Consider the following 18,806-nt stretch of genomic DNA (forward strand, 5'->3'; position numbering starts at 1 on the left):
TATGGAGCAAATAGTAGCTGATTTATGAAGGGGGACCTAATGATTTCATTGCACAAACCAAAATGTCAAAAAAGTAGCTTGAGTGGCTTTATCCAGGTTTCCTAGTATGGTCTTTTTAGAATGTATCAATGACCAAGAAGCGTTTCATGTCATTCGTTAATGATTTTAACGTTAGTCATAAGTTGATAGCCCTTATTGCGAAAACTGCGAATCGGGTTTTTGTTGTCTGTTTTTAATTTATTTCTTAAACGAGATAATAGTGCCTCTGTACGATTTTTATCATATGTGACAGGGTTTTCATTGAGAGCCTGAGATATCAACTCGTGTGAGACAATTTTGCCAGCGTTTTGGACAAAAAGCTGAATAATAATATTTTCTTTTTCCGTTATATCCAGCTCGTGCCCATCCGGCCTTCGAAGGATTCGTTGCTGGGGAAAATGCAACCATGTGTTTTCGTCAGGTGAAATGCTATGAATAGTGGTTCTTCGTAATAAGGCTCGAATAGTGGCAAGTAATTCACGATAATCAAAGGGTTTAGCAATGTAAGCGTCAGCTTTTTCTAGGCCAGAAACTTTGTCGTTAATGGAATTGCGGGCGGTGACGAAGATAATACATAGGTTCTTTGTTTCAGGGTCATTTCTTAGCTTATTCGCAATGAATAAGCCATCCTCTCCAGGGAGATTCCAATCGAGTAACACTAAGTCGGGGCGTTGAATGCTCATTAATGTCAGCAGCTCTTCATAAGAGCTAGCACCATGAGCATCGTGCCCGTCATTTTTTAACCACAATAAACCGTTATTTAGCAAAATGGGATTATCTTCAACAAAATAAATTCGTGCCATATTTTTAATCTTTTTCAGTAAAAGGAAACCACACGTTAAATGTGACTTTCCAAATAGGTGCTTCTTCTATCACTCGACATTGAATGTATCCTGAGTGAGCTTCAACAATGGACTTAACCAAGTATAATCCTAAACCAAAACCTTGTATATTTGGCTTATCTAATTGACGGTAGTATTTATCAAACCATACGTCTGGGTCTGGTTTATGTGAACATTGATAATCGTTAGTTATTGAAATTAGTACACCTTCTCTGCCGTTTTCATAAGTCTTAGTACTGCTTATTGAAATCGATGAGTCCGCCGCTCTGTATTTTAATGCATTGATTATTAGGTTGTTTAATACCAAGTGAAACAAGAAAGCATCAACCTTTAATGTGATGTTGCTGGTTGTGTTGATTATGTATTGTTTGGCATTAGCAGGTGAATGATTGATGATATTTTTAATGATGTCATTAATATTGGTTTCATTACAGTTAGACAACCGGTTATCAAAATCCATATACTCAGAAATAAGAGTATTGTTGATCAATGCATTGAGTTCTGAAATTGCTGTTTGGATTCGAGTGTGACGCTCTGCAAGTTTAGGGCTAATGTCAATTTTTTCGATGGGTAACGTTTGTATGATACTGTCAATAACAGCCAGTGGCGTTTTTAACTCATGGGTAACGAGTGTCATAAAATGTGACTGATTGATTCGTCTAGTTTTTTCTAGCTCGGCTTCTTTTTCAGCGAAATGTATTTGTTCTTTTAGTTTTCTCTTTGCAACGTTCTCTGCTCTTTTGTTTTGATATAAGCCTTGATATATCATGAAAATAAAAATAAAAGACGTTATTTCTGGCATATCAAGAAATATCGCGGGGGTTGATAAATGATAGGTTGCAGCGAAAATGGCGCAGATATTGAGCATGAAGAAAACAACATAACCTACAAAAAGCGAGCGACTTCCTGCAATACCATTTTTTACCCCCTTCCATATAATAAAACATAATACAGGGAAGGTTATATAAGATATTTGATACATGAAAGGTGCAAATAAAAGATATGATTTTCCTATAAATAAACTTATAAAAGAGACTAGGTTAAATACCAAATTAAATTGCAAAAACCAATGTATGTATTTGGATTTCTGGCTTGTTTGGAAAAAGGACATAAAAAACAAAATAATCCCAGAGAGCATTACACAGACACTGGTTGGCCCAAGTAAATGAACCAACATGGGGTGGTCAGGGAAAATATATTGCGCCGCGATACTGCTCTTAACGAGCGTAAGGGTAATGCAGCCAAGGAGAGGAATACAACTTAACGCATAGGCTTTTTTTTGGGTCAGGCGAGTCATGATCAAAGCATAGAAGCAAAGCATGAGCCACCCACCGATCGCCGTAGCAGATATTATTTGTTTCCTGGTACTTGTAAATATGGCCTCAGCTGGTGTTTGTAAAGTAAGCCGCAAAGTAGTGGAGCTGTTGGTTTGTAGACGGATATAAAATGTATGGGGCTGGGTGTTTGCTAGGGTAATGGGAAGGGAAAACGGTACCTTTACGGACTGCATAAATCTGGATTCTGATGATGAGAGCGTTGCAGAATTATTTTGTCGGTCAGTAGGCAGTAAATCGCCCACTTCGCTCTGTGAGTAATTTTGATGGCCCAAAGGTGTATATAATTTAACACTGTCTAAATATGTCGGATTAATGATTAATAACCAATCTTTAGCGGCACCTTGACCGCGCTGTAAAGTAACGCGAAACCAGTATGCATTATTAGAAAAACCTGCCGCAAAGGGAAAGGTAACCGATGTAAAGTCGCCTTCTTTTTTCAGTATATCTTTAAGGGTTAGTTGCCCTGTTTTATCGGTAAGGTATTGGATATTTTGCGTTAGATGCAGGGTGTTGATTCCCGCTTGAATGGGAATGCTCTGAGCATTGGCATTCCAAGAAATAATGAGAGTGAAAAGAACGGTAATGAATCGATAAAACGTATACATTAATTGACTAAAGACTTCTGAATGATTGAGCAATTTAGTTTCAGCTAGCTAAAAAGTCATCCTTTACTGATTGTCCATGCTGCCCGTCAGTTTAATTCAAGTATCACACAATGAGTCCATTTTTTCTATTAGCGTTGCTTAATACTTAGGGACTAAGTCGGAATGCTGTGTTCTATAAAGTTTAAACTTTTGAAGAAGAGCTTAATCAGCAGAATAAAATGAGTATCAAGGCATAACCCCCTATACCCAACGGAATGGGTAACATCTTGTTGAACAGAGTCTTACTCTCTTAATTTCTATTCTTCTTGCATTGTTCCTTGCTTACTCTGCTTTAGGCTCCGACTCAGAACATCGTAACAGGGGGAGAGGAGTATGTTAATAGCATGTAAGAAAAAGTTTCGTTTTGTCAGCTTTCGTCAGCTTTAACCTTTTTTTATTTAGTAAGATGCCATTGCTAATGACTAAAGGTAAACAAGTTACATAACCGCCGTCTGGTGGGGAACGCTTGGGTTAGCGCGCTAATAGGCTTCAGTACCGTGTCAATAAGCCTGCATTCCAGAGACAAAATTCAATACAGCGGAGAGTTGAATGGGTATTCAAAAATACGAGGTGGTCACACTGTCTGGTCAAACCAGACGATGTGTCGTTGGTGTCCTGATTTATTTTATGACCGTGCAGCCCGTGTTGGCGGCAGCGACCTTACCGACTGGCGGGTCGGTTGCCGCCGGCCAGGTTTCCATGGGGACCTCGGGGAATACCACCACTGTCACCCAGCGTTCGGATAAAGCCATTGTAAACTGGCAAAGTTTTTCGGTTGGCAAAGGCGCATCCGTCCACTTTATTCAGCCGGATAGCAGATCAGCGATTTTGAACCGAGTCACAGGGGCCACCACATCGACTATCGCCGGTTCAATTCATGCCAATGGTCAGGTTTATCTGATCAACCCCAATGGCATTGCCATTACCTCAACTGGGTCAGTCAAAGTCGGTGGCGGCTTTGTGGCATCCACACTGAATATCGCTGATAAAGACTTTTTGAAGGGGCACTTTCTTTTCAAAGGCACGGGCGCGTCGGCGGGGGTTAGTAATGCGGGCATTATCACCGTGGGTCGAGGGGGCTATGCCGCCCTGATTGGCGGTCGGGTGACCAACAGCGGGTTGATAGCGGCCCCTTTGGGTCGGATCGGCGTAGGCGCCGGTGAGGAAGCCACGCTTAACTTGTCTGGCGATGGTTTTTTGCAGGTAGCACTGCCGAGCAAAACGGATGCTAACGGCCAAGACGCGCTGATCGATAACTCGGGGACCCTCTCTGCTAATGGTGGGACGGTATTGATCTCAGTGGCCAGCGCCCGTAATGCGGCCCGTCATGTGGTCAACTTATCCGGTGTTGTCGAAGCCAATAGTGTCTCAGGCCACGATGGTCGCATCCTCATCGGTGGCGGGCAAGGCGGCAACGTCACTGTCTCGGGTCAGGTGACAGCCACGTCTGCTACTGGAAAAGGCGGCCAAATTAGCGTCACCGGTCAACACATTGCCTTGAACGGCGCGACGATCGATGCGTCCGGTGCTACTGGTGGCGGTTCGGTTAAGATTGGCGGTGATTACCAAGGCAAAGGCAACACCCAACGGGCGAAGACCACGGCCGTGGATGCAACCAGTGTGATCCGTGCTGACGCCAGCCAAAGCGGTAAAGGCGGCAAGGTGGTGGTTTGGTCGAATGATTTGACCACCTTTGATGGCTTGATCAGCGCCCGCGGCGCAGGTGCAGGCAAGGGGGGGAATGCAGAAGTCTCGGGCAAGGCGACCCTGGCCTACAATGGCTTTACTGATTTAAGCGGCCCGGGTGGGTTTGGTACCCTGTTACTGGACCCTTATAACATCACCATTTCTAGTGGCACGGCGTCAAATTCCAACGGCACCAGCGCCACTGGCGATGACAGTGTGATCAATGTCACCACCTTACAAACCGCCCTGGGCAGTGCCAATGTGTTGATCACCACTGGCAGAGCTGGTTCTGCGGGTTCACAAGCTGGCGATATCACGGTGGTCAACAATGTGACTTGGAACAGCGGCTCGACCCTGGAATTGTCGGCCTATCACAATATTCATGTCAATGCGGCCCTTACTGGCGGGACTGGGTCTAAAATCGTGCTGCGTTCGGATAATTCGGGCACTGGCACCGGCACGGTGACGTTTGCCTCAAACGCTAAAGCCACGGCACCGGGTGGAGTGGCCATTTATTACAACCCAAGCAGCTACACCTCTGCCACAGATTATTCCGGCAATATGGGCTCGGATACCACGGCCACTGCGTATATGTTGGTTAATACATTGGCGAATCTTCAGGCCATTAACACCAACCTTGCAGGCACTTATGCCCTGAGCAAAGACATTGATGCCAGTGCGACATCGAGTTGGAACAGCGGTGCAGGTTTTGCGCCGTTGGGTAAACAGTTTAACGCATTCACTGGCACCTTTGATGGCCAAAGCCATGTGATTTCTAACCTCACCATTCATCGACCTTCAACAGATTCTGTTGGCCTATTCGGTGATATGGGTCGAGGTGGGGCAATCCGCAATGTGGGCCTTGAGGGGGGGAGTATATCAGGACAATCTAGTGTTGGTAGCCTCGTAGGATACGCCGACGATGGCAGTTCCATCAAAAATGCCTATGCCACCGGGGCGGTGACGGGGAGCAGCTATGGTGTTGGTGGCCTTGTGGGGGGGAATGATGGCACGATTAGCAATGCCTATGCGACGGGGGTGGTGACGGGAACGGGAGTTAATAGTCAGGTTGGTGGCCTTGTGGGGGACAACGACGGCAAAATCAGCAATGCCTATGCCACCGGGGCAGTGAAGGGAAGCGGGGAAAAGTATAGCTCCGTCGGTGGCCTCGTGGGGGAGAACTTTGGCACCATCAGCAATGCCTATGCCACCGGGGCAGTGACGGAAACGGGAACTAATGGCTACGTCGGTGGCCTCGCGGGGTACAATTCTGCCAACATCAGCAATGCCTATGCGACGGGGTTTATAAAGGCAAGCGGAGACAATGTCGGTGGCCTTGTGGGGTACAACTATAACAGTTCTGCTACCATCACCTCATCCTATTGGGATACCGATACCACTGGCAAAACCAGTTCGGCGGGCGGTACTGGCCTGACTACAGCGCAAATGCGTGATAGTGCCAATCATAGCTCAAACTATTCCAACTGGAACTTTACGACTACCTGGTATCAAGCGGCGGATATGCGACCTATTTTGCGTTCGGAAGCGGCCAGCCCTAATGCAGAGGGTGTTATCACGGTCTCCAACCTACACCAGCTGGCATTAACCAACGCCAATCTTTCCGGCAACTATATCCTGACAGGTAATATTGACGCCAGTGCAACCCAAAGCACCGCTAGCTCTTCCGGTATCTGGGGCAGTGATGGCTTCGTGCCGTTGGGCAACGGTTCGACCAAATTCACTGGCACCTTTGATGGCCAAAGCCATGTGATATCTAACCTTACCATTTATCGACCTTCAACGAGTGATGTTGGTCTATTCGGTATTGTGGGAACCGGCGGGACAATCCGCAATGTGGGCCTTGAAGGCGGCAGCATATCAGGTCGGAATAGTGTTGGTGGCCTCGTGGGGTGGAGTGCAGGCACCATCAGCAATGCCTATGCGACCGGGGTAGTGACGGGAACGGGAACTAATGGTTTCGTCGGTGGCCTCGTGGGGGACAATGACGGCGCCATCATCAATGCCTATGCGACGGGAGCTGTGACGGGGAGCGATTATGTCGGTGGCCTCGTGGGGGTGAACTTTGGCACCATCAGCAATGCCTATGCCACCGGGGCGGTGAAGGGAAATGGTACCTCCGTCGGTGGCCTCGCGGGGTACAATGACGGCAAAATCAGCAATGCCTATGCCACCGGGGCAGTGTCGGGAAATAGCATCGTCGGTGGGCTCGCCGGGTACAATAGCGGTGCCATCATCAGTGCCTATGCCACCGGGGCAGTGACGGGAAATAGCAACGTCGGTGGCCTTGTGGGGGGGAACTATAGCAATGCGACCATCACTTCATCCTTTTGGGATATGGGTACCACTGGCAAAACGAATGCTGTTGGCAACGTTTCGTCTGTGGTGGGCGCCACAGGTCTAACCACGGACAAAGCCCGAAATAGTAGCAATTATACCGGTTGGAACTTTACGAATACCTGGTATCAAACGGCGGATATGCGACCTATTTTGCGTTCGGAAGCGGCCAGCCCCAATGCAGAGGGGGTTATCGCGGTTTCCAACCTACATCAACTGGCGTTAATCAACACCAATCTTTCAGGCAACTATACCCTGACGGGTAATATCGACGCCAGTGCAACCAGCAGCACTGACTCTTCCGGTATTTGGGGCAGTGGCGGTTTTGTACCGTTGGGGGAAGTTCCTGCTTCTTCGGATTACAATTCTGCCATTATGTTTATGGGCACCTTTGATGGTCAGAGCCATGTTATTTCTAACCTTACTATTAATCGACCTTCAACGGGTGGTGTTGGTCTGTTCGGTGGTGTGGGATTAGATGGGACAGTCCGAAATGTGGGTCTTGAGGACGGCAGCATATCAGGCCAACAGTATGTCGGTGGCCTCGTGGGGGGGAATGCTGGCACCGTCAGCAATGCCTATGTGACTGGGTCTGTGACGGGAACGGGAACGGGAACTAATTACTACTACGTCGGCGGCCTCGTGGGGGGAAATGTAGGCACCCTCAGCAATGCCTATTCGACGGCGACAGTGACGGGAACTAATGACTTCGTTGGTGGTCTCGTGGGGGGGAATCAAGGCACCATCAGCAATGCCTATGCGGCTGGTGCAGTGACGGGAAGTAATGACTACGTCGGTGGCCTCGCGGGGGTGAATGCTGGCACCATCAACAATGCCTATGCGACAGGGGCAGTGACAGGAAGTAGCTACGTCGGTGGCCTTGTGGGAGGGAATGGTGGTTCTATCAGCAACGCCTATGCAACTGGGGGGGTGACGGGAAAGAAAGGTAGCAAAGGATATAGCGTTGGCGGCCTTCTGGGAGGTAACTACCACGGCGGCACGGTCAACCATTCCTATTGGAATACCGAGACCGCAGATCAATCCATGGGTATTGGCAGCAACACCAACTCATCGTTAACGACGGTGACAGGTCTGACCACGGCGGAAATGAAGGATTCCAGTAATTTTACGGGGTTTGATTGGACCATATGGGCTCCGGCTGATGCGAGTCATCGACCCGAACTTTATGGCGTCTCCGGTGTGGTCGGATATGTAGGAAGCATGGTCTATGGCGCGTCATCCCCAACCATAACCACTTATGGTGCGGGAGTATGGAACACAATAAGTGGCACGCCTGTTATCTCCGGTAGCCCTTCCGCGACCAGCAATGTTGGCACCTATACGGGCAATGTGGGTGGGGTGAGCGGAACTTTCATGGGGGGCGGTGCAACCCGGTTTGTCAGCTTTACAAATGTGACCCCAGCGGACCTCACGGTCACGGCTAACAATGTCAGCATGGTGTATGGCGACAATGTGCCGACGTTAGGCTATAAGGTATCGGGTTGGAAGAACGGTCAGGGCAATAGTCTGTTGTCGGGTGTGACGGTGGCGACCAATGCCACTCACACATCGAACGTCGGCACGGATTATACGACCACGGCCAGCGACGGGGCTTTGAGTGGCGCTGCGAAAGGCAATTACAACGTGCACTATGTGACTGGGAAATTTGAAGTCACGCCGGCCGACCTCACGGTCACGGCTAACAATGGCAATATGGTGTATGGCGACACGGTGCCGACGTTAGGCTATAAGGTTTCGGGTTGGAAGAACGGTCAGGGCAATAGCCTGTTGTCGGATGTGACGGTGGCGACCAATGCAACTGGCACATCGAATGTGGGCACGGGTTACACAACCATGGCCAGCGACGGGGCTTTGAGTGGCGCTGCGAATGGCAATTACACCTTTCACTATGTGAACGGGGCATTTGCGGTGACCCCAGCCGACCTCACGGTGACCGCCGCAGGGCATCAGAACTATGGTTCGAGTCCGACTTATGAGTTTAAAGCATCGGGTTGGAAGAACGGCCAGAGTGACAGTAACCTGACGGACCTGAGTTATACCACCACGGCGACCGCAACATCGAACGTCGGCACGGATTACACGGCGAGTGCGAGTGATGGCGCTTTGACGGGTGCCGCGCATGGCAATTACACCTTGCACTATGTGACTGGGAAGTTTGAAGTGACCCCAGCCGACCTCACGGTCACGGCTAATAATGCGAGCAAAATTTACGATGGTTTGGCGTATAGCGGTGGCAATGGCGTGACCTACCAAGGCTTTGTGAACAATGAAACTCGTTCGGCACTGAGTGGGAAACTGGTCTATGGTGGCAGCTCGCAAGGGGCTATCAATGTGGGCAATTATACCATCGACGTGTCGGGTCTGACGTCGAGTAATTATGCCATCACTTATGCGCCCGGTCAGTTGACCGTGGGTGTTGTACCTAGCGTCCAGCCGAATGCCAGTTTAAGTGTCAATCAGCCAATTTCTGTTCCCGTTGGTTATTGGCTTCCCAGCGTGGGGCGTCAGTCGGTGACTGATTATCCTAATGGGGCTTCCTCTACAGGTGCGAATACCAATGGACAAGGGGTTGTTATGAGCACACAAAACGTTCACCTGTCGGGTGCGGTGTGTTTTTCGGGCACTGATAATGCAATTTCTTGCAGCGCTAACTAAAGGTTGAGATGGATTTATGATGGTATCGAACAAACTGACTCCCACGCTTTCGGCACTGGTTATGGCGGGATTGGCCTTGGTTATTCCTGTGACGGTTTTTGCAGAGACGGCCAGCCAAGTAACGCAGCCAAGCTATGCCCCGCCGGTGACCAGCCCGGCACAAGGTAGCCTGAATTTGCCCGCAACGTCTGGCCTCACGGCCCCAGCGGGGGCGGATAAGCTGTACGTCACCCCCTCAGGGTTGGTGGTCGAGGGGCAATTACCGGCGCTGCAAGCGGCGACGGCCAAAATAGCGGCGACTATCAAAGACAAACGAGTGAGCGGAGCGGAACTGTTTGCGGCGGCCCGGGCCTTGGAAACCGCCTACGTGCGAGCGGGCTATCTACTGGCTCGCGTCACCTTGCCACCGCAGACGCTTAAAAGCGGCATGCCGCTAAAATTGATTGTGACCCTGGGCTATGTGGAAAGCATTGATGCTTCCGCCTTTCAGGGGGCCACACGTCGTCGTATTGAAGCGGTGTTGCAGCCTCTGGTGGGCAATCATGCTCTTACCAAGGGCGAACTGGAACGGCGTTTGTTGCTGGCGGGCGATGTCCCAGGTGTGCTGCTGAAATCCACGCTGAAAGCGGGCAAGGCGCCAGGCTCCACGGTCATCGTGGTGGATGGACGTTACCAGCCCGTGGCACTCAGTGCCTCCTTTGATAACAGTCTTGGTGAGGGACTGGGGCATTACAGTGCCAGTATCGGAGCCAACTTTAACAATACTCTGGGGCTGGGTGACGTAGAGTATTTGCAATTAGGGGGCTATCCCGGGAGCAAAAACAGTGTGTTCACCAGCGACCCACGTAACCGCCAGATGGTGGCGGGATTTACCTTGCCTCTGTCCATCAATGGGTTGTGGCTGAACGTGGAAGGGGTGGACAGTCACACTCATCCCACCTCCGATCTCAGTTATACCGTGCTTGATCACTATCAACGTTTTTCCACCAAGGTGGGGTATAGCTGGATCCGCAGTCGTAATCTGAACACCAGCTCAGAGATTGGTTTGGGTATCGAAAACGAAACACAGATATTCGACACAGACGTGCGTCACACGAATTTGAGCAAAGACAAACTTCGTGTGCTGAGTGTGACCCAAAATGCCAACCTGTACACTCCCTGGGGTGGTTTTCTCTCGGGTAGCGCCACGGCGTCTTTTGGATTAGACGGTTTAGGCGCGCGCCATGGAACAACGACATTGCCCATGTCTCGCAGTGGTGCGACACCGGACTTCACTAAGCTGGAAATCAACAGCCACTATTCGCAAAGCTTTGCCCATAACCAAATACAATGGTCTGTGTTTGGCAAGGCGCAAACCTCTTTTGGTAATGTGATGGCCTCCTCTGAGGAGTTTGGCTTGGGGGGCTTTGATGGGCTATCCGCTTTTGAGGGGGGGGCATTAATGGGCGATTCGGGGGCCATGGTACGCAGTGAATTGTCCTTACCGCTTGTCCTGCCAAGCATTCTGTCTCATTCAAGGTTCGGCACGGCTGTGGCCCCTTATGTTTTTGGCGCGACGGGGGTGACCTCGTTGGAACACGCGACGGCCGTGGAGCATTCTACCACCTATGCCAACGCGTTTGGGATAGGCCTGCGCTTTGGGGTGTCTCAAATAGGCTCTTCAAATGGCACAACCTTAACGATGGAATACGCCCATGGGCATCAAAACCATGGCCCATCGGAAAATCGCTTCAACCTACGCTGGCTGGCCCAGTTCTGACGCCTTTATGCAAAGCAAAGCAATCGCCCACTGCCGTGATGGCAGTAGGGCGAGATTTTTTAACCCGTTAGAGAGTGAAAATAGAGTGATGATAAACGTTCGTTTTAGTGTGTTTCATACGGCGCTGGCTTTGTGCGCCGCGACCTTGGTGGTTGCTTCACCGCTTGTGTTGGCGGCAACATCTGCCACCCCTACCCCAGTATCAACTGAGCCAGCGGATACGACCGCCACCTATGGAAATTGGGTATTGCATTGTGTGCGACTGCCTTCGTCTGTACAGGGTAAAAACAATAAGGCTGGTGAGGATAGCTGTGAAATCGTGCAATCAGCGCAAGTACAAGGGCAGCCACGTCCATTAATGCAAATGGCCATTGGGCGTTTGCCTGGTCAAAAAGCGTACCGGGTGACGACGGTGCTGCCGACCAATGTGTCTATTCCTGGTCGTGTTCATGTATCGATAGACGGTAAAGCCAATGGTAAAGAAAAGGCGGGGTTCGACCTTGCTCTTACTCGCTGTCTACCTGGGGGGTGTGTGGCTATGACAACATTGGACAACAACATGCGTAAGAAGATGAGTGCAGGGAAGACAGGACAGCTTCGCTTTATTAGCGCCGATGGGCAAAAGATTGGCATTCCAGTCTCTTGGATGGGCTTTTCTCAAGCCATGAAAGCGTTAGAGAAAAAGGACTAATAGGAAGCTCGGGGCGAAGCTTTCCCCAGAGGTTGATAGAGTAAGCGCTTTTAGACAATCAAGTTTGATGTTATTGCTCATAAAATAGACGGAAAAATGTGTTTTTAACTGATACACCGTAGGTGTATTAAGAATTGAGCTGTAATTTTTATCATAAAGTATCTATTTAGATTAAAAATTAAGCGGCAGGGATGCTAATAAGGTATTCACACTTTTACCCTGATCGATAGGTCAACTGCCATACAAAAATCTAATGAGATACGTTATTTTGATTAAAATTGTAAAATGAATTTTTTGTATCGTTCAGCTGTTTTGGCGAGTAAATTATGTGGATCATTTGGATTGGTTTATTTATAAACTTTGTGATTACAGGGTTTGTTTTTTTAGCTTCATTGGCACCATATAATATGGTATCTGATGTCGTTGCATGGATCATGGCTTTGTTATTTGGGGTGGCATTTATTGGTGCAATTTTGCAGTATACGAAAAAAAAAACACTGGGTATTTACTTTATAATAGTAGGGGCCTTTGGGTGTTTCCCCGTTGGTTTGATTATTGTTTTTGGGGCGTTGAAGCTGAGGAAAATATACTCCTATCGGCGATTTTATCATCTTTGATGGTGGGTCAAGGCCTGAGGCATTCCCACGAATTGTCTCGTCCTAAAATAGGTTGACTGTTGTTAGGCCAGCTTCTGTAGCTGGCCTTTCTCTTTCCGCACTTGATTTGATGTTTTCATTTTAAGACTTAAATGCGGCCTTAAATGATTATAAATATTGACTGATTCATCAATCAAAACGGCAAGATCGTCGAAGGTCTGGCAATTATATATCAGAAACTTTCTCAAGCCATGAAAGCGTTAGAGAAAAAGGACTAATAGGAAGCACTGGTGTGCGATTTCTTCGGTGTTACCTCTAGACTCTTAATATTTCAATTGAATTTACCTATAAACCACTAAATAGGGAAAATTACCTCGTTTAGTGGTTTATAAGTGTCTAGTCCAGCAGGTTATGCGCTCTTATTGGGAGTTTAAGACAGTTAAAACTACTCATGTACTCCTTAGCTAAGAACTTGTTATGACAGACTTGTCAGCGTCTCGGCTGTTATCCGGCGGATGCTGCCATCAGTCAATGATTTTGATTGCTTAGGGTCGTGTCCATATAAGATAAATGCTCCTTTTGCTTTGAGCTTTTTGAATAAATCAAAATTATTTAGCATGGCTTGAGCATCATTGACAACCATTGCATCTGGTAGGGTCATTTTGTCAAGCGACGCTTTTAAGTAACAAGCGTCTGCTGCAATCACCACTTCTTTTCCATCAAGTTTGACTTTAAGAGATTGATGCCCAGGAGTGTGCCCGTAGCTTGGGATTAATACCACTGAACCGTCACCAAATAAATCGTGTTCGCCATCTATTTCTAGGCGATCATGGCCTAAATCATAATGTCGTGGTACGTAGATGCCTTTTTCAATGTTTTCATCATCTTTAGCCGCTTCCCATTCTCGCTTTTGTATAACGATACGTGCATTGGGGACACACGCATTGCCGCCGCAATGATCGAAGTGTAGATGAGAGTTAATCACATAATTAATTTTTAATGGGTCCACGCCGAAAGCTTCTAAGCGCTTTGCTACGTCTTCACCGGGAACAAAATCCACCGTTGTTAATTCTGCAAAGCCACCTAGTGCATCTTTAACGACATTTTCATCTTTGGACTGTAAAGGTAGCTCCAAGCCCGTATCAAATAATACCGTTCCTTTGGGGTGTTCAATTAAATAGCATGGTATAGGAATAGCCAAACTGCCGGTTTCTCCTGCCATAAAAAAACCGTAAGGCATAGTAATCCAGCCACATGTCATAGCGTATAACTTTAATTCTTCCATTTTAGAACCCTTTTATAATTATATTTTTAATGGTGAGATTATAAGAGACTTTTGCACGACTACTGCGCTTGCCAATACTTTGTTAAAAAAAGACTCAAAATGCTCATTTATAACTATAAACTCCGCTTTATCGTCTGTTTTTTCCGCGTCTTGGCGTCGCTCGTGACATCGTGCTAAGGTCTCTATAAATAGTGTTTTATCTTACTTAATTAATTGGTTAGAGGCTTAGCTCATATTTATCTTCTCCTGGTTAAAATGTTTGGGGGATTTTATAAACACCCTCAATGTCTCTGAGTCTATATTTTAAGAAGCCTTTCCACTGGGAATGTTTATATCGCTACTCCGTTGTTTTTAAGAATCAAAAAGCCGCTTGGTACAACGCGAGTGCATCTTCTTCTGTAACTGGTACTGGATTATTACCAAGTAAACGGGTTTGCAACATGGCGTCTTTGGCTAAAGTCGGTAAACTTTCTTTTGTCACACCGACTTCTTTCAGGCTTTGTGGCGCGCCCGATTCGTTCATTAGGTTTTGCATGAAGTCGACAAAGTTTGCAGAGCGTATTTCCACTGCCTCATCTGAGTCGCCTAGAACCACATCCGCAAGCTCCGCGTACAACGGTGCCGCCACGGTCATGTTGTAGCGTAAAACGGGCCCAAGCATGAGAGCGTTGGTTAGGCCGTGTGGTAGGTGATAATGACCACCTAGTGGATAAGCAAGGGCATGAACAGCAGCCACTGGGCTATTTGAGAAGGCTTGGCCTGCTAGATTTGCTCCTAATAACATGGCTTCGCGAGCGGCGCGGTTTTTACCGTTTTGGCAAGCGGTTAAGAGGTTTTTGCTCAACAAACGCAAAGCTTCTTTTGCTAATGCATCCGACAACGGGTTTTTAAGGTGTACCGAAGTGTATGCTTCGATGGCATGAACCATGGCATCAATACCCGTTGCCGCAGTCGGTAGCACAGGCAGACCAACCGTGAGTTCCGCATCCAACAAAACGCGGTCTGCGTAAAGCTGTTGTGATACAACCCCCATCTTGGTGGTCTCACCGGTTGTAAGGATCGTAATGTTGGTTACTTCTGAGCCGGTGCCTGCCGTTGTGGGTATTTGGACCAGTGGCGCTCTGGTGCCTGTGACTTTGCCAATGCCATAGAGGTCCGCAAGAGACTGTTCCGAGGTCAGCATCACTGCTGCGAGTTTGGCGATATCCATAGAAGAACCACCGCCCAAGCCTAGAACGATATCCGCATGGCTTCTTTGGCCTTGTTCAACGCATTCCATTAATACGTGCTCTGGTGGATCCGCGACCACTCTGTCAAATACCGTTACTGTGAAGCCGTGTTTTTTGAGAGAGTGTTTGGCTTGTTCCAAAAGTCCGCTTTCATTCAAAAATTTATCGGTTACGATGAGTAAATGACGTTCTTTGAACCATTCACTAAGCAATTCCCCAAGACGCTTAGCTCCGCCCCATTCAAGGTGTGTGGACCCTGGCGTATTAAAGGAAAAGGGTTTGATGTTAGCTGTCATAATGATCTCCAATTGCTGGTTGTTGGCCTACAAAGCGCTGCATATGTATTTCATTTCAAGGTATTCTTCGATGCCATACTTAGAGCCCTCTCGACCAAGACCAGATTGTTTGACGCCACCAAAAGGGGCGACTTCGTTGGAAATTAATCCCGTGTTGTGACCGACCATGCCGTATTCCAGCCCTTCAGATACGCGGACCATGCGGCCATGATCGCGAGTATAGAAATACGCAGCGAGTCCAAAAATGGTATTGTTTGCCATGGCAATGGCTTCTTCTTCGGTATCAAACATAAACAACGGCGCCATTGGGCCAAATGTTTCTTCTTGTGCCACTTTCATGTCTGCGGTAACGCCAGTTAAAATGGCTGGCTGTAAGTACAGTCCTCCCAAACGTTCCCCACCAAATACCAACTTGGCGCCTTTACTGATGGCATCTTGGATATGATCTTCAACTTTGAGGATGGCTTTTTCTTCGATCATTGGGCCAATTTCTGTGCCAGCCTCAACGCCGCTGCCAACTTTCAAGGCTTTGACTTTTTCGGTCAATTTCGCGGTAAATGCGTCATAAACCTTACGCTGAACTAAAATGCGGTTTGCGCAAACACAAGTTTGTCCTGCGTTACGGTATTTGGAGGCCATTGCACCTTCGACGGCTTTATCAAGATCCGCATCATCAAAAACGATAAAGGGGGCGTTGCCACCCAGTTCCAAAGAGACTTTTTTGATGGTTTGCGCGCATTGCGCCATCAATAAACGACCGACTTCCGTGGAGCCAGTGAAGGACAACTTAGTAACGGCTTGGCTGTCGGTAAGGACCTTGCCTAGTTTGCTTGCCGAACCTGTGATGACTTGAAAAACACCGTCAGGAATGCCAGCGCGTTGTGCGAGTTCGCCAATTGCTAATGCCGTTAATGGCGTTAGGTCAGCAGGGCGAACAATCATTGAACACCCAGCTGCCAGTGCTGGCGCGGCTTTACGGGTAATCATTGCTGCAGGAAAATTCCATGGTGTAATTGCGGCGGTTACACCGATCGGTTGACGGATGACTGTCAGCCTTTGGTCGGCTCGGGGGGCGGGGATGGTGTCGCCATATATACGTTTTGCCTCTTCGGCAAACCACTCAATGAATGAGGCAGCGTAGCCGATTTCACCTCTTGCTTCTGCTAAGGGCTTGCCTTGTTCTGTGGTCATTAATAGTGCGAGGTCATCGGTATTCTCGATTATTAGTTCAAACCAGCGTCTTAAGATTACAGAACGCTCTTTCGCTGCCAGTGCTGCCCATTTCTTTTGTGCAATACGAGAGGCTTCGATAACGGCTGGAATTTCTTCTGGGGAGAGATGAGGGATGTGGGCAATGACTTCACCCGTATCAGGGTTAGTAACAGGGTGTGTTGTTTTCGCTTTGGCCTTAATCCACTCGCCATTGACTAAGCAGCGAGTTTTTAAAAGTGACATATCTTGTAACATTAGAATCTCCTTTATATTAGTTATCTTGGATTCATATAAGAAGCACATAACTTGAATAGGGAGAAAAAGTGATCATCTGGTTTCAAGTTAAATGCTTCTTGAACTGCCTTTTTGCAAGCGACATACCAAGTAAAAGACAATTTCTCAACTGTATGATTTTTAAGAATAAAGTTTTTCTTTGGTTAAAAACGCATGTATTTTTTGATGAAAATAATCATCAAAATCAAGTTTAAGATGAATTTTTTCATCAAAAACTATAGAAATTTAAAATAAAAATAGATGGTTGAGCTGAAATGCTTTTTAATGAATGAAGGCAGGTGTGTTGGGCTTCAGTAGGCGTAGGCGCTACGTTTACGCAAAACATGAGGGTAAACGAGTGGTCTTTGATAAAAATCTACAGCGAGTTATTGATGCGCTGAATGATGGTGTCTATATAACTGATGGGAATGGTGTGACCGTTACCGTAAATAAAGCCTATGAAAAAATGACAGGCTTATCAAGGAATCGCTTGATTGGCATGCATATGTCTGAAGTGGTAAAGGCGGGGTATATTTCACGCTCAGTTTCGCTTGAAGTAATTAAAAAATTAGATGTTGTTACTATTATTCAAACCATTGGCGGTGATCACAAAATATTTGTTTCAGGAACCCCCATGTTTGATGAGAAAGGTCGCATTGAATATATTGTCACCACAGCAAGAGATATTACAGAGCTACTAAAAGCAAAGCATAAAGAAGAGCAACTAGACCAATTGCTCAAATTAAAAGAACTTTACGGGACGTCTGCTGTCGTTGGTGGCAATCAAGAAACCTTTATCATTAGTCGTAATACCAAGGCTTGTTACGATTTGGCCAAAAAAGTGGCAGCCTCAAATGCCAAAGTACTGATTGAAGGGGAAACAGGGACAGGGAAAACGCTATTAGCGAATACCATTCATCAATATAGCAAGGTTTGTGATGGTCCATTTATTGAGCTCAATTGTGCGGCTATGCCAGAATCCTTATTAGAAGCGGAACTTTTTGGGTATATGCCAGGAGCATTTACGGGGGCTTCAGCAAAAGGACGAATCGGGTTGCTTGAAGCCGCTAATAATGGCACGTTATTCTTGGATGAGATTGGTGATTTACCGTTAAGTCTGCAAGTAAAGTTACTTAAGGTGATTGCTGAAAATCGCTTTATTCCTGTTGGAGGTACAGAATTTAAGGCGGTAAACTTTCGTTTAATTTCTGCTACACACCACGACTTAAAAAAGCTGGTAAAGGTTAAATTATTTAGAGAAGACCTGCTGTATAGACTGAACGTCGTTCCCATTACTCTGCCCCCGTTACGGGACAGGAATGAGGAGATTGCTCCACTGCTTGAGCATTATGTCCAATATTTTAATAACATGTATGAGCTGGATTGCCATTGGCATCAAGATGTGATTGCGCAACTATGTGGCTACGACTGGCCTGGTAATATTCGTGAGTTGATAAATTTAACCGAGAGATTGGTCGTTACGGCTAAGCAGCCATTGATTACCATTGAGCAACTACCGCCTGAATTTAAACTAAAACCATCCTTTATCGGCGAGCAACGTTCCCTAAAATCACAGGTTGAGGCGTTAGAGCAGAGATTAATTGATGAGGCGATAAAAGCATGTGGCACGACGAGATCCGCTGCGAATCTGCTTGGTATTGACCAATCAACGTTGGTGAAAAAACAAAAGCGTTGGCGTCAAGATAAACAGTAGAATACGCGCAATAGTGTGACGACTTGGAAGGCTATGCACATAGGGACGATAGCGTGTTAGCTCTTTTTATGTACAACATGGATTGTAAGCTCTGGGATTTTTTTAGTGTAATAGAGTGTAATCGCAAAAATGAATGAAACAGATTAAGCTGGTCCCTAATCGTAAATGATCA

General features: G+C 47.2%; 10 protein-coding genes. 5 read left to right on the forward strand and 5 right to left on the reverse strand.

The genetic code is table 11. The features are described 5' to 3' along the window. Positions 1-149: 149 nt before the first annotated feature. Both AC0VYG_RS03925 and AC0VYG_RS03930 read right to left on the reverse strand, forming a co-directional pair. The gene (locus tag AC0VYG_RS03925; protein WP_475431043.1) at positions 150-842 is read right to left on the reverse strand and encodes a response regulator transcription factor; all 693 of its coding nucleotides are present in this window, start codon (positions 840-842) and stop codon (positions 150-152) included. A 4-nt stretch (positions 843-846) separates the two neighbouring features. Then, positions 847-2,823, reverse strand: a complete 1,977-nt coding sequence (locus tag AC0VYG_RS03930) for a sensor histidine kinase (RefSeq protein ID WP_475431044.1) — start codon at positions 2,821-2,823, stop codon at positions 847-849. Positions 2,824-3,411: 588 nt separating this feature from the next. Here AC0VYG_RS03930 and AC0VYG_RS03935 point away from each other — a divergent pair. From AC0VYG_RS03935 to AC0VYG_RS03950, 4 genes are all read left to right on the forward strand, one after another. After that, on the forward strand, positions 3,412-9,579 hold the full coding sequence (locus AC0VYG_RS03935; RefSeq protein ID WP_475431045.1) for a GLUG motif-containing protein: 6,168 nt from the start codon (positions 3,412-3,414) through the stop codon (positions 9,577-9,579). A 16-nt stretch (positions 9,580-9,595) separates the two neighbouring features. Further along, positions 9,596-11,338 (forward strand): ShlB/FhaC/HecB family hemolysin secretion/activation protein, encoded by a 1,743-nt coding sequence (locus tag AC0VYG_RS03940; RefSeq protein WP_475431047.1) that lies wholly within the window; start codon positions 9,596-9,598, stop codon positions 11,336-11,338. Then, positions 11,274-12,029: an invasion associated locus B family protein gene (locus AC0VYG_RS03945; RefSeq protein WP_475431048.1), complete on the forward strand. Its 756-nt coding sequence runs from the start codon at positions 11,274-11,276 to the stop codon at positions 12,027-12,029. The genes AC0VYG_RS03940 and AC0VYG_RS03945 overlap by 65 nt, the downstream gene beginning before the upstream one ends. Positions 12,030-12,355: 326 nt before the next feature. Continuing rightward, positions 12,356-12,646: a hypothetical protein gene (locus AC0VYG_RS03950; protein WP_475431050.1), complete on the forward strand. Its 291-nt coding sequence runs from the start codon at positions 12,356-12,358 to the stop codon at positions 12,644-12,646. A 454-nt stretch (positions 12,647-13,100) separates the two neighbouring features. Here AC0VYG_RS03950 and AC0VYG_RS03955 read toward each other — a convergent pair whose 3' ends face one another. From AC0VYG_RS03955 to AC0VYG_RS03965, 3 genes are all read right to left on the reverse strand, one after another. Next, positions 13,101-13,910, reverse strand: coding sequence for an N-acyl homoserine lactonase family protein (locus AC0VYG_RS03955; protein WP_475431051.1), 810 nt, complete (start codon positions 13,908-13,910; stop codon positions 13,101-13,103). Positions 13,911-14,268: 358 nt separating this feature from the next. Next, the gene (locus tag AC0VYG_RS03960; protein ID WP_475431052.1) at positions 14,269-15,435 is read right to left on the reverse strand and encodes an iron-containing alcohol dehydrogenase; all 1,167 of its coding nucleotides are present in this window, start codon (positions 15,433-15,435) and stop codon (positions 14,269-14,271) included. A 27-nt stretch (positions 15,436-15,462) separates the two neighbouring features. Beyond that, entirely contained in the window at positions 15,463-16,902 is a 1,440-nt protein-coding gene (locus tag AC0VYG_RS03965; RefSeq protein WP_475431053.1) for an NAD-dependent succinate-semialdehyde dehydrogenase, read from the reverse strand. Positions 16,903-17,278: 376 nt separating this feature from the next. Between AC0VYG_RS03965 and AC0VYG_RS03970 the strand changes: the two genes are divergently transcribed. Then, entirely contained in the window at positions 17,279-18,634 is a 1,356-nt protein-coding gene (locus AC0VYG_RS03970) for a sigma-54 interaction domain-containing protein (RefSeq protein ID WP_475431054.1), read from the forward strand. Positions 18,635-18,806 lie beyond the last annotated feature (172 nt).

The organism is Marinomonas sp. 63XJN7_7_ISO-PGPR-S23-202 (genome assembly GCF_056173505.1).